12 protein-coding genes are annotated in these 12466 nt (G+C 44.1%); 10 read left to right on the forward strand and 2 right to left on the reverse strand.

From position 1 onward, the window contains the following. Positions 1 to 2: 2 nt before the first annotated feature. A complete protein-coding gene (locus AC4HAJ_RS05265; protein ID WP_491079110.1) occupies positions 3 to 968 on the reverse strand; it encodes an asparaginase in 966 nt (321 codons plus the stop codon). Positions 969 to 1041: 73 nt separating this feature from the next. Between AC4HAJ_RS05265 and AC4HAJ_RS05270 the strand changes: the two genes are divergently transcribed. Next, positions 1042 to 2445 carry a Cof-type HAD-IIB family hydrolase gene (locus tag AC4HAJ_RS05270; RefSeq protein WP_491079111.1) on the forward strand — a complete coding sequence of 468 codons (1404 nt, stop codon included), beginning with the start codon at positions 1042 to 1044 and terminating at the stop codon, positions 2443 to 2445. Between the two features lie 83 nt (positions 2446 to 2528). Here the strand turns inward: AC4HAJ_RS05270 and AC4HAJ_RS05275 are convergent, their stop codons facing one another. Next, positions 2529 to 2981: a universal stress protein gene (locus AC4HAJ_RS05275; RefSeq protein ID WP_491079112.1), complete on the reverse strand. Its 453-nt coding sequence runs from the start codon at positions 2979 to 2981 to the stop codon at positions 2529 to 2531. Positions 2982 to 3212: 231 nt separating this feature from the next. Here AC4HAJ_RS05275 and AC4HAJ_RS05280 point away from each other — a divergent pair, with 231 nt between their 5' ends. From AC4HAJ_RS05280 to AC4HAJ_RS05320, 9 genes are all read left to right on the forward strand, one after another. Next, complete coding sequence (locus AC4HAJ_RS05280; RefSeq protein ID WP_491079113.1) at positions 3213 to 4427, forward strand: pyridoxal phosphate-dependent aminotransferase; 1215 nt, start codon at positions 3213 to 3215, stop codon at positions 4425 to 4427. A 181-nt stretch (positions 4428 to 4608) separates the two neighbouring features. Next, a complete protein-coding gene (gene codY / locus AC4HAJ_RS05285) occupies positions 4609 to 5394 on the forward strand; it encodes a GTP-sensing pleiotropic transcriptional regulator CodY (RefSeq protein ID WP_491079114.1) in 786 nt (261 codons plus the stop codon). A gap of 111 nt (positions 5395 to 5505) precedes the next feature. After that, positions 5506 to 6057, forward strand: coding sequence for a cysteine hydrolase family protein (locus AC4HAJ_RS05290; protein ID WP_491079115.1), 552 nt, complete (start codon positions 5506 to 5508; stop codon positions 6055 to 6057). Positions 6058 to 6080: 23 nt separating this feature from the next. Further along, positions 6081 to 7370 (forward strand): hypothetical protein, encoded by a 1290-nt coding sequence (locus AC4HAJ_RS05295; RefSeq protein WP_491079116.1) that lies wholly within the window; start codon positions 6081 to 6083, stop codon positions 7368 to 7370. Positions 7371 to 7507: 137 nt separating this feature from the next. After that, positions 7508 to 7810 carry an Asp-tRNA(Asn)/Glu-tRNA(Gln) amidotransferase subunit GatC gene (gene gatC, locus AC4HAJ_RS05300; protein WP_491079117.1) on the forward strand — a complete coding sequence of 101 codons (303 nt, stop codon included), beginning with the start codon at positions 7508 to 7510 and terminating at the stop codon, positions 7808 to 7810. Then, entirely contained in the window at positions 7810 to 9276 is a 1467-nt protein-coding gene (gene gatA, locus AC4HAJ_RS05305; protein ID WP_491079118.1) for an Asp-tRNA(Asn)/Glu-tRNA(Gln) amidotransferase subunit GatA, read from the forward strand. Before gatC ends, gatA begins: the two co-directional genes overlap by 1 nt. Continuing rightward, positions 9276 to 10718 carry an Asp-tRNA(Asn)/Glu-tRNA(Gln) amidotransferase subunit GatB gene (gatB, locus tag AC4HAJ_RS05310; RefSeq protein WP_491079119.1) on the forward strand — a complete coding sequence of 481 codons (1443 nt, stop codon included), beginning with the start codon at positions 9276 to 9278 and terminating at the stop codon, positions 10716 to 10718. The genes gatA and gatB overlap by 1 nt, the downstream gene beginning before the upstream one ends. Positions 10719 to 10782: 64 nt before the next feature. Next, positions 10783 to 11166 carry a hypothetical protein gene (locus AC4HAJ_RS05315; protein WP_491079120.1) on the forward strand — a complete coding sequence of 128 codons (384 nt, stop codon included), beginning with the start codon at positions 10783 to 10785 and terminating at the stop codon, positions 11164 to 11166. A 130-nt stretch (positions 11167 to 11296) separates the two neighbouring features. After that, a complete protein-coding gene (locus tag AC4HAJ_RS05320) occupies positions 11297 to 12412 on the forward strand; it encodes a 5-methyltetrahydropteroyltriglutamate--homocysteine S-methyltransferase (protein WP_491079121.1) in 1116 nt (371 codons plus the stop codon). Positions 12413 to 12466: the final 54 nt, after the last annotated feature.

Consider the following 12466-nt stretch of genomic DNA (forward strand, 5'->3'; position numbering starts at 1 on the left):
TATTAACCTTCAATATAATGTTTGAGAGCTTCTCCCTGTAGCCCTGCACTGAGGGCAATGAGGAGTTTGAGACGGGCCTTGGGGGCATTGAGTTCTTTGACAAACATGACACCTGCTTGGTGGAGCTTGACCCCGCCGCCATCGTAGGCATAGACTGGCTCTGCAATACCGTTGAAGCAACGAGAGACAAGGACGACGGGAATTCCTTGCGCCATGAGTTTATTGATTTCTTCGGCAGCCTGGGGTGGAAGATTACCAGCGCCGAGCGCTTCGATGACGAGCCCATCGATTTTGTCAGGGTCTAATAGACTGATGATGCCATCTCCAAGTCCCATGCCGGCATAGGCCTTGATGATGGGGACTGTACCAGAAATACTGTCAAGGTCAAAGCGTACACGGGGCTCAGCTGTTTTGAAAAAGAGGAGATCGTTTTTCATGATGACCCCCAAAGGGCCGTGTGTTGGTGTGTTGAAGGTAGCTACATTGGTAGTATGGGTCTTGGTGACATACTTGGCTGCGTGGATCTCATCATTCATGACGACCAAGACCCCCTTATCTGCTGCCTTGTCATGACTGGCTACCCGGATAGCGCTGAGGTAGTTGTAGACGCCGTCGCTGCCTAGCTCATTGGATGAGCGCATGGCTCCGGTCAGCACAATGGGGATCTGGGGCACCTCCATAGTATCGAGGAAGTAGGCTGTTTCCTCCAAGGTATCCGTCCCGTGGGTGATGACGACCCCATCGTACTGACCAGCTGTTTCACGGATTTTATGATAGAGGGCTAGCATATGGTAGGGAGTGATATGGGGACTGGGGAGGTTGATAAAGTCTACAACGTCTAGCTGAATATCAGAGAAATCAGAGCTGATATGATTCATAGGATTATCGTGACTAGGGCTGACATGCCCCGACTGATCAGCCTGCATGGAAATGGTACCACCTGTGTGGAGAACCAGGATTTTTTTCATCTTTGGCAAGTATCCTTCTTTGATTGTGTTATAATTAATTTTAACACAATCAGTGAGAAAGGGAGTCTTGGAATTGGCGATTAAATCGGTATTTTTTGATATTGATGGGACACTGTTGACGGATCGAAAGAATGTGTCACGCTCAACGCAGCAGGCGATCGAGAAGCTCAAGCAGCAAGGCATTCTGGTTGGTGTTGCGACTGGACGTGGTCCGGCTTTTGTCAGTCCTTTTATGGAGAATCTGGGACTGGACTTTGCAGTGACTTACAATGGTCAGTATATTTTCACCAGAGATAAGGTTATCTATCAGAATCAATTACCTAAGTCAACGGTCTATCGCCTGATCAAGTATGCTCAAGAGCGCCGAAGAGAGGTCTCTCTAGGGACTGCTTTTGGTCTGCAAGGCTCTAATATTATCAATATGGGGACCAGTACTTTCGGTCAGCTAGTCAGCCGTTTAGTTCCTAAAAAGTTCACGAAATTGGTCGAACGCAGCTTTAAAAATGTTATTCGTCGGATCAAGCCCCAGAATCTAGAGACTCTCAAGACGATTATGCGTGAGCCGGTCTTTCAGGTGGTCATGGTGGCTACCAAGCAGGACACCACTTCGCTTGAGGATAAATTTCCTCATATCAAAATGACACGCTCCAGCCCCTATTCGCTTGATCTCATCTCTGAGGGTCAATCCAAGATCAGAGGGATCGAGCGCTTGGGTGAGCTTCTTGATTTTACCATGGATGAGGTTATGGCCTTTGGGGACTCGGAAAATGATCTCGAAATGCTCCAAGAATCTGGTGTCGGTGTTGCCATGGGAAATGCGACTGATGGAGCCAGAGCTGTCGCTACCTATGTCACTGACAGCAACAATCAAGATGGGATTGCTAAGGCTTTGGGTCATTATGGACTCATTCATTTTGAGAGTGAGAATGACTTCTTATCAGCTGATGAAAACTTCAATAAAGTTCGTGATTTCCATCGTCTTATGGATGGTGAGGTTACCAATACCCCTCGTACCTATACCATTAGTGAAGCTAGTCACCGTGCCGATTTCAAGCTTGAGGAAATTGTCGAATATCTACATGCAGCTAGTCATAATCAAGACGAATTTGACTTGGCTGTATCGGAACTTCATACGGCTTTAGATAAGGCAGTAGCTAAGGTCAATAGTAAGGATCATCCAGAAAGTCCCCTGGTTGGTCAAGTCGATGCTCTGACCGATCTGCTCTATCTGACTTATGGGTCTTTTGTCTTGATGGGGGTGGATCCCAGTCATATCTTTGAGACTGTCCATGCGGCTAATATGGGCAAGATCTTTCCAGATGGCAAGGCCCATTTCGATCCTGTTACCCACAAGGTTCTCAAGCCAGATGACTGGCAGGAGCGCTTTGCGCCAGAGCCTGCTATTAAGCGTGAGGTGGACCGCCAGCTGCGAAAAGCCATGGTGCGTGATCAAAATGCTAAGAAGAAGTCCCGCTGACATCGATAGGGGGTAAAAAGCCTTCTGCTTTCAATTCAGTAAGCAGAAGGCTTTTTGAGTGTCGTAAACTTGGGGATCTCGTCTTAGATTGTCTTTTCTTCATCTCTGACGATGAGGATATCAACCTTGGCATGGCGCATGATATATTCAGAAGATGAGCCGATGAGGAGACGTTCAAAGCTGTTGAGACCTGTTGCACCAAGTAGGATCAAGTCAACGGATTCTCTTTCAGGAATGTCAACCGCTAAGAGCCGTTTAGGATTACCAAATTCGATGATCTTGTGAACATTGGTGAGGCCAGCGTCTTGAGCAGTTTTGATGTAACCGTCCAAAAGCAGATTCGCTTCTTTTTCCAAGCTATCGTAGGTAAAAGTGTCTACGGCTGCTACATTTTGAATGGCACGTGTGTCAATGACGTGAGCTAGGAGTAGCTCTGCCTGATTACGCCGAGCAACAGCTATTCCTTTTTTGAGGGCTAACTCAGCTTGATCAGAGCCATCGACAGCGACAAGGATATGTTTGTAAGATTGAGTCATAGGGGTGCTTTCCGCCTTTCATTTTTACTTCGCTTACATTATACTCCAATTCTTATAATCTTGAAAGCGATTACTTGAATTTTCCGAAAATTTTATGATTTATATTTGGAAATCGCCGAATCGGAGAGGAAATCTTTTGTGGTTTTTGAAAAAATATTCTGAATTTTAATCCTTATCTGTCCTCAACTGGTAAAAATTAAGCTATAATAGGGCAATAGAGGTAAACAGAATATGAAAGAATTTGATAAATCGACTAAGTTAGAACATGTGGCTTATGATATACGGGGGCCTGTTTTGGATGAGGCCAATCGCATGCTGGCTAATGGTGAAAAGATCCTGCGCTTAAATACCGGTAACCCAGCTGCCTTTGGTTTTACAGCTCCAGATGAGGTCATTCGGGATCTGATGGTGCACGTTCGTGATAGTGAGGGCTATGCTGATTCTAAAGGGATATTTTCAGCTCGCAAGGCGATTATGCAGTACTGCCAGACCAAGGGATTTCCACCTGTAGATGTTGAAGATATCTATATTGGCAATGGGGTCTCTGAGCTGATTTCTATGTCTATGCAAGCTCTTTTGGATGATGGGGATGAGGTCTTAGTGCCTATGCCAGACTATCCTTTGTGGACAGCTTGTGTCAGTCTGTCTGGTGGGAAAGCCGTTCACTATATCTGTGATGAGCAGGCAGAGTGGTATCCGGATATGGATGATATTCGCTCCAAGATCACTTCAAATACTAAGGCTATCGTCGTTATCAATCCCAATAATCCAACGGGAGCGCTCTATCCTAGGGATGTTTTGGAGGAGATTGTAGAGATCGCTCGTCAGAATGATCTTATCATTTTTGCAGATGAGATTTATGATCGCTTGGTCATGGATGGTGCCCACCATACAGCTATTGCCAGTCTGGCTCCGGATGTCTTTTGTGTCTCTATGAATGGTCTTTCTAAGAGCCACCGGATCTGTGGTTTTCGTGTGGGTTGGATGGTTCTCTCTGGTCCTAAGCATCATGTCAAAGGCTATATCGAAGGACTCAACATGTTGTCTAATATGCGTCTGTGTTCCAATGTTTTGGCACAGCATGTGGTTCAGACTTCTTTGGGTGGCTATCAGTCAGGTGATGAACTGTTGATTCCTGGCGGCCGGATCTATGAACAGCGTGAGTTTATTACCAAGGCTATCAATGATATCCCTGGCCTCTCAGCTGTTAAACCCAAGGCCGGTCTTTATATCTTTCCAAAGATCGACCAAAATATGTATCGCATTGAAGATGATGAAGCCTTTGTTCTGGATCTACTTAAGCAAGAGAAGGTTATGCTGGTTCCTGGTAAGGGATTTAACTGGCATAAGCCAGACCATTTTCGTATTGTTTACCTTCCTAGAGTTGAAGAACTGGCAGAGGTGCAAGAAAAGATCACTCGTGTCCTGGCTCAATATCGTCGGTAAGCTGATTGCATGAAGGACTAATATGAAGAGTTTGGAACAAAGATCCAGACTCTTTTTCATTTCTGTCTTACTCTTAGATATTATAATTTTGGCGCAATAGGAAATATTCTGATAATTGTTTGCAATTTAAAAAGTGCTTTGCTATAATGAGGTGAAAAATCAAACAAAAGGACAAAAGGCAATGGCAAATCTATTAGAAAAAACGCGTAAAATTACATCTATCTTGCAACGCTCAGTCGATAGCCTCCAAGACGAACTTCCTTATAATATTATGGCCATGCAGCTGGCTGATATTATTGATTGTAACGCCTGTATCGTAGACGGTGGAGGTGTTTTGCTAGGTTATGCCATGAAGTATAAAACCAATACTGACCGTGTTGAGGAGATTTTTGATGCCAAGCAGTTTCCAAAGGATTACCTCAGGGGGATCAGCAGAGTTTACGATACCGAGGCAAACATTCCAGTGGATAGCGAGCTGACCATCTTTCCGGTTGAGTCCCGAGATGTCTATCCAAATGGATTGACGACGCTGGCACCGATCTATGGTGGTGGGATGCGCTTGGGGTCTTTGATCATCTGGCGTAATGATCACAAATTTGAGGAAGAAGACTTGGTCTTGGTTGAGATTGCTGCGACAGTTGTGGGCTTGCAGCTACTCAATCTGCAGACAGAAAATCTAGAAGAAACAATTCGCCGACAAACAGCTGTCAATATGGCGATCAACACCTTGTCCTATTCAGAAATGAAGGCTGTATCAGCTATTCTTGGTGAGCTTGATGGCACCGAAGGTCGCTTGACTGCCTCTGTCATTGCTGATCGTATCGGTATCACCCGTTCAGTTATTGTCAACGCCTTGCGTAAGCTGGAGAGTGCTGGTATCATTGAGAGCCGGTCTCTCGGTATGAAAGGAACTTATCTAAAGGTTATCAATGAAGGTATCTTTGATAAGTTAAAAGAGTTTGAATGAGTTATAAATCCTGTTGCCGGACAGGATTTTTTATATTATGATATTGATAGGAGTTACTGGTGGCAATGGTCTGTTTACAGATTATCCCTATAGAAACGAAAGGACAGGATTATGACAAGAGCTTTAATTTCTATTGATTATACTTATGATTTTGTAGCCGATGATGGCAAACTAACAGCAGGCAAGCCAGCTCAAGCAATCTCTCAGGCGATTGCTGAGCGTACTCAAGCTGCTTATGATGCTGGTGATTATATCTTCTTTGCGATTGATCGTCATGATGAGGGAGATGAGTTTCACCCTGAGACCAAGCTCTATCCACCACATAATATTGCTGGTACTAAGGGCCGGGATCTTTATGGAGAGCTGGCTGATGTCTATGAGGCTATCAAAGATGACAGTCGTGTCTTTTGGATGGATAAGCGCCATTATTCAGCTTTTGCTGGGACGGATTTGGATATTCGTCTGAGAGAACGCCGTGTGACAACTCTTGTGTTGACGGGTGTTCTCACTGATATTTGTGTGCTCCATACGGCTGTCGATGCCTATAATTTAGGTTACGAGATCGTCATACCTGCTTCCTGTGCAGCTAGTTTGACTCAGGCCAATCACGATTGGGCTATGAATCATTTTAAAAATGTCTTGGGAGCTAGGATTGAGGATTAGAGGGCAAGAGGAGAAAGAGTAAGGTGAAAGACAGGAAATGGCGGCTACCTATAGTCAGTATGGGGCCGCTTTTATTATTACTGATCAGTATTGGTTTTTATTGGGGAATGGATCTCTTTTGGAAAGGGGACACCGACAATAGCCTAGGGTCTTGGTTTCTCTTTTTTGCTTTTGCTGGGATCTTTGTCTTTGTGGCTGAGATTGGGCTTCTTAGTAATCTAATTCGCTGGCCTGTCCAGAGAAAATCCTCATTATCGCAATGGTTTTATAAATGCTATTTTGTTGCGATTGTGGTTTTTCATATAGCCATCGGATTCATTTTTCATTCTTCGGGAGACTCGATTCATTTTTATCCCTCCTGGTTCAATTCCTTCACGCCCTTGGCCATTATGGTCTGTTTGACTATCTTATTGCCGATCCTTGCTTTTTTTGTTTTAAATGATTTTGATCGTCAGTTATCTCAGAAAGGTATTCATTGGCTGAAAGGGGCTATTATCGGGATATTTATAGCTATTATAGCTATTCCTATAGTGCTGACTTACTTGTATACGCTTAATCTTGAAGGGAGAGTCAGGGAGGATCTATTAGCTTTCTATCGGCGTCGAGGTTATGATTATCAGTTAGAAGCTGTCAAAGTAAGACGGGATCGTGTGACTTTTCAGGTTCTAGATCATGGTGTGAGGTTACCCGTTCAAGGGGAAATGCGAGACTCAAGGATTTACAGTGTCAACTTTGTGAGTCCGAATCAAGGTATTGAAACACTTTTAGTTAAGCTGACAGACACTGCTAAAGATAGACAAAGGCTTGAAAAATTTTACACTCAGGCGCAAGCTGCTGGCTATACCCAATCAGATAATGCAGGTTATGCTAAGGATACCCATGGTAAGGCTGTATATGCTGTTCGGTTAAAAATCTCTGAAGATGCTAACGACGATTCTGGAGAGATAGAAAAGATGCCTCAAGCGATTCAAAGATTGGCTGAGAAAAACCGCAAGTCCAAGGATCCTAGGAAACAAGCTTTCGGTGGCTATTTTGCGATTTCTGTGGAAGATTATCTGGATGCAGGAATGCTGGTTCAGAAAATAGACAGTTATCCTATAGAGGAGCAGGAAAAGGTATTACCCAAGATAGCTTACAGTCGGCTAGAGGATGGCTACTATGCTATCGGTGAGGCAACTGTAAAAGTCCATCGAGGTAGGATTGTTGAGAGCGCTAAACAAGAGGACACCTACCAATCGATACTGCCTCCTATGTGGCTCTATCAGAAAGAAGGTAACTATGAGGAGTTTTACATTGAAGATGGATCTGATTAGGAGCATTGAGCACAAGGGGCAGATCTAAAGGTCATGGCCTTTCAGCTCTTTTTGTGATAAAATTATGAAGATTATTCTAAGTAATGACTAGGTTTTTCCTACTGTTTGGAGAGCCTAGGATAGATAAAGGAGAAGGCATGAAAATTTCTGAAGAAGAAGTGCGCCATGTGGCGACTTTGTCAAAGTTGACATTTTCTGATGAGGAAACGGCTGAATTTGCGACGACTTTGACTAAAATTGTCGACATGGTTGAGCTCTTAAATGAAGTGGATACGATAGGGGTACCTGTCACCACAACCATGGCGGAGCGCAAGACGGTTGTCCGGCCAGACCTAGCAGAAGCAGGGACGGAGCGCGATCAGCTCTTTAAGAATGTTCCAGAGTCAAAAGACTACTATATCAAGGTACCTGCGATCTTAGATGATGGAGGAGATGCTTAATGTCTTTTAATCATAAAACTATTGAGGAACTGCACGATCTTCTGGTCAATAAAGAGATTTCAGCGACAGAATTGACCAAGGCGACCCTGGCTGATATCAGCGTTCGTGAAGAAGCAATCGGTTCTTTTATTACCGTTGCAGAAGAGGCAGCTCTTGCTCAAGCTGCAGCTATTGATGAGCAGGGGATTGACGCTGATAATGTTCTATCAGGTATTCCTTTGGCGATCAAGGATAACATTTCTACCAAGGGAATCTTAACAACTGCTGCGTCGAAAATGCTTTACAATTACGAGCCGATCTTTGATGCGACAGCTGTTCAAAATGCCTATGAAAAAGGTATGATCGTCGTTGGTAAGACCAACATGGATGAGTTTGCTATGGGTGGTTCAACGGAGACTTCCTACTTCAAAACCACTAAAAATGCTTGGGACCAAACCAAGGTGCCTGGTGGTTCATCAGGTGGTTCAGCGACAGCAGTAGCTTCGGGACAAGTGCGTCTGTCCCTCGGTTCTGACACTGGTGGCTCTATTCGCCAGCCAGCTGCCTTCAATGGGGTGGTCGGTCTTAAGCCAACCTATGGAACTGTTTCACGCTTTGGCTTGATTGCCTTTGGTAGCTCTCTGGATCAGATCGGTCCGTTTTCACAAACGGTTAAAGAAAATGCTCAGTTGCTCAATGCCATTGCAAGTAGCGACAGCAAGGATTCTACCTCTGCTCCTGTGCGTGTTGCTGATTACACCAGCAAGATTGGTCAAGATATCAAGGGGATGAAGATTGCCCTGCCTAAGGAATATCTGGGTGAGGGAATCGATCCTAAGATTAAGGAAAATATCTTAGCGGCTGCTAAACACTTTGAAAAATTAGGAGCCGTTGTTGAGGAAGTCAGTCTGCCGCACAGTAAATACGGTGTAGCTGTGTATTATATTATCGCTTCATCAGAAGCCTCTTCAAATCTGCAACGCTTCGACGGGATTCGCTATGGCTACCGTGCCCAAGACGTCCAAAGTTTGGAAGATATTTATCTTCAGTCTCGGAGTCAAGGATTTGGTGATGAGGTTAAACGCCGTATTATGCTGGGAACCTTTAGCTTGTCATCTGGTTACTATGATGCTTACTACAAGAAGGCTGGTCAGGTGCGTACGCTTATTATCCGAGATTTTGACAAGGTCTTTGAGGATTATGATTTGATCTTAGGACCAACGGCACCGCAGGTGGCTTATGGGTTTGGCACACAAAATCAGGATCCTGTTGCCATGTATCTGGCTGATCTCTTGACTATTCCAGTCAACTTGGCTGGCCTGCCTGGGATCTCTATCCCATCAGGATTTGTGGATGGTCTTCCAGTCGGACTTCAGCTGATCGGACCTAAATACTCAGAAGAGACCATCTACCAAGCTGCTAGTGCCTTTGAAGCCACGACAGATTATCACAAACAACAGCCCGTGATTTTTGGAGGTGACCAGTAATGAATTTTGAAACCATTATCGGACTAGAGGTCCATGTGGAGTTAAACACTAATTCTAAGATATTCTCACCCTCGTCTGCTCACTTTGGGGAGGATGCCAATGCTAATACTAATGTCATCGATTGGTCTTTCCCAGGGGTCTTGCCGGTTATAAATAAAGGGGTTATTGATGCAGGCATCAAGGCAGCTTTGGCGCTTAATATGGATATTCATCAAAGTATGCATTTTGACCGCAAGAATTATTTTTATCCGGATAATCCTAAGGCCTACCAAATTTCACAATTTGATGAGCCGATTGGTTATGACGGTTGGTTAGAAGCGACTCTTGATGATGGCTCTACGAAGAAGATTCGTATTGAGCGGGCTCATCTGGAAGAAGATGCTGGTAAGAATACACATGCGGATGATGGCTATTCTTATGTCGATCTCAATCGTCAAGGCGTTCCCTTGATCGAGATCGTATCTGAAGCAGATATGCGCTCTCCAGAGGAGGCTTATGCATATTTGACAGCTTTAAAGGAAATTATCCAATACACAGGGATCTCTGATGTCAAAATGGAAGAAGGGTCTATGCGGGTAGATGCCAACATTTCCCTACGCCCTTATGGCCAAGAAGCTTTTGGTGTTAAGACCGAGCTTAAAAACCTTAACTCTTTTAGTAATGTTCGTAAAGGATTGGAATATGAGGTTGAGCGTCAAGCCAAGATCTTGCGCAGTGGTGGTATTATCCGCCAGGAGACACGTCGCTATGATGAGGCTAATAAGCAGACGATCCTTATGCGGGTCAAGGAAGGGGCAGCAGATTACCGCTACTTCCCAGAGCCAGACCTGCCGATCTTTGAGATTTCTGATGATTGGATTGAGGAGATGCGGGCAGACTTACCTGAGTTTCCAAAAGATCGCCGCCGTCGTTATGTGACGGATCTTGGCTTGAGTGATTATGACGCTAGCCAGTTGACTGCTAGCAAGGCAACGTCTGACTTCTTTGAGAAGGCTGTTGCTCTTGGTGGCGATGCTAAGCAGGTATCTAACTGGCTTCAAGGTGAAGTAGCCCAGTTTCTTAATAGTGAGGATAAGGCGATCGATCAAATCGGTTTGACGCCTGAAAATCTAGTAGAGATGCTAGGTTTGATAGAGGACGCTACCATCTCTTCTAAGATCGCTAAGAAAGTTTTTGTCCACTTGGCGAAAAATGGTGGCGGTGCGCGTGACTATGTGGAAAAGGCTGGTTTGGTTCAAATCTCAGATCCTGAAATCTTGATTCCTATCATCCATCAAGTCTTTGCAGATAATGAAGCAGCTGTGGCTGACTTTAAATCAGGCAAGCGCAATGCTGACAAGGCCTTTACTGGTTTTCTTATGAAAGCTACCAAAGGTCAGGCTAACCCCCAAGTGGCGCTTAAACTTTTGGCACAAGAATTGCAAAAATTAAAAGAAGAGTGATGTTGTGATGAACTATCGGCTTATGTATGCTGGTAGTTCATTTTTGCTTAGTTGAAGAGGAAAAATGATGGATTCGATAATTGTGCTTAGTATTTTTTTCATCTGCTTTTATGCGGTCATTTGGCTGCTCTTGCTTCCTTTTAAGGTCTATCGTTGGTATTGGAGCTGGCGGGTGAGACGGGAAGGGCAAGAGCTGGTCTTGCAGGGAAAAGAAGCGATTGAGATGCATAAAGGATGGAGGGGGATTATTACTTATCAGCATTTTCTTAGTTTTATGGATTACCGTTTTGTCACGGATCGCAATCCATACGGTCTTGTCAGGGCGTTAAATCGACAGCAAATAACGTATCTAGGGCGTTCACACTACTTTTCTGCTTGCTATCGTGTCCGCTATCTCCAAAGAAAGGGAAAAACTTATCTTATTGTCTTAGTACCGGACGAGTATTAAGAAGGCATTGGCGATAAGCTATCCGAGTGACTTATAGCTTGAAACTATAAAATAATATATAAAATATATATTTTACACTTATATATCCCTCTGATAGAATAAAGCCATCTTAAGAAATGAGGTGTGGCAGATGGCAAAAAAATATTTTGAACATGTAGGAAGTTTTTTGAGACCCGAGGCATTGAAGCAGGCTCGTGAGGATTTTCAGGCTGGTAAGATTTCACAGGATGAGCTGACCGCTATAGAAGATCGCTTGATCACCGAATTGGTGGATAAGCAAGTCGCTGTTGGTCTTGAAAAGGTGACTGATGGTGAATTTCGCAGAGCTAATTGGCATGTTGACTTTTTCTGGGGATTTGATGGCATTGAACGTTACCAATACGGATCAGGACTTTACTTTGAAGGGGTAGAAACTAATGATGATTCGGCTATTGTTAGTGGTAAGATTGGCTTTACTAAGGGCAATCATCCCTTTATCAAGCATTATCAATTTTTGAAAAAGCTAGCTGATGAGCGTGGGGTTGAAGCCAAAATGACTATCCCAGCACCAGCCCAGTGTTTGGTGGAGCTCCAGCGTGGCAGCAATATTCAGAAGGCTTTGGACATTTATCCTAATCAAGAGGACCTCGTAGAAGACCTGGCAGCAGCTTATCACCAAGCCATCCTTGCTCTTTATGATGAAGGGGCACGCACCATTCAGTTGGACGATTGTACTTGGGGCGTGATCATGGATGATGATTTTTACAAGACTGTTACTGATGGTAATATTGATAAGGATACTATTCGTGAAGGTCTGCTTTATATCAATAATAAAGCGATCGAAAATCTTCCCGAGGATTTACAAATTAATACCCATGTCTGTCGGGGAAATTATCAGTCTACCTATGCGACTTCGGGACCTTATACAGCTGTGGCAGAAACGCTATTTGGACGGGAGCATGCGACAGCTTATTTCCTAGAGTATGATAATGAGCGCTCTGGTGGTTTTGAACCTTTGGCTGAATTCAAGGATCCTAATAAGGTAGCAGTTCTTGGCTTGATTACAACCAAGGATGGTAAATTGGAAGATAAGGATCAGATCATCGCTCGTATCAAGGAAGCTTCAGAATATTTAGCTCTAGAGCAGCTCTGGCTGGCAACGCAATGTGGTTTTGCCTCAACTCAAGAAGGTAATCTAATCACAGAGGACGATCAGTGGAAGAAGCTCTCCCTTGTCAAGGAAATCATTGATGAAGTCTGGGGATAAGGACTCCCAACCACTACGTCAATTTGCTAAATCAAGAATAAGGTTAAAGAGTTT

The organism is Streptococcus sp. ALY_211 (assembly GCF_058314555.1).

Coding starts and splice junctions, on each gene's coding strand:
- AC4HAJ_RS05265 (WP_491079110.1), bottom strand. CDS start 968: ATGAAAAAAATCCTGGTTCTCCACACAGGTGGTACCATTTCCATGCAG.
- gatC (WP_491079117.1), top strand. CDS start 7,508: ATGAAAATTTCTGAAGAAGAAGTGCGCCATGTGGCGACTTTGTCAAAG.
- AC4HAJ_RS05275 (WP_491079112.1), bottom strand. CDS start 2,981: ATGACTCAATCTTACAAACATATCCTTGTCGCTGTCGATGGCTCTGAT.
- gatB (WP_491079119.1), top strand. CDS start 9,276: ATGAATTTTGAAACCATTATCGGACTAGAGGTCCATGTGGAGTTAAAC.
- AC4HAJ_RS05320 (WP_491079121.1), top strand. CDS start 11,297: ATGGCAAAAAAATATTTTGAACATGTAGGAAGTTTTTTGAGACCCGAG.
- codY (WP_491079114.1), top strand. CDS start 4,609: ATGGCAAATCTATTAGAAAAAACGCGTAAAATTACATCTATCTTGCAA.
- gatA (WP_491079118.1), top strand. CDS start 7,810: ATGTCTTTTAATCATAAAACTATTGAGGAACTGCACGATCTTCTGGTC.
- AC4HAJ_RS05280 (WP_491079113.1), top strand. CDS start 3,213: ATGAAAGAATTTGATAAATCGACTAAGTTAGAACATGTGGCTTATGAT.
- AC4HAJ_RS05290 (WP_491079115.1), top strand. CDS start 5,506: ATGACAAGAGCTTTAATTTCTATTGATTATACTTATGATTTTGTAGCC.
- AC4HAJ_RS05315 (WP_491079120.1), top strand. CDS start 10,783: ATGATGGATTCGATAATTGTGCTTAGTATTTTTTTCATCTGCTTTTAT.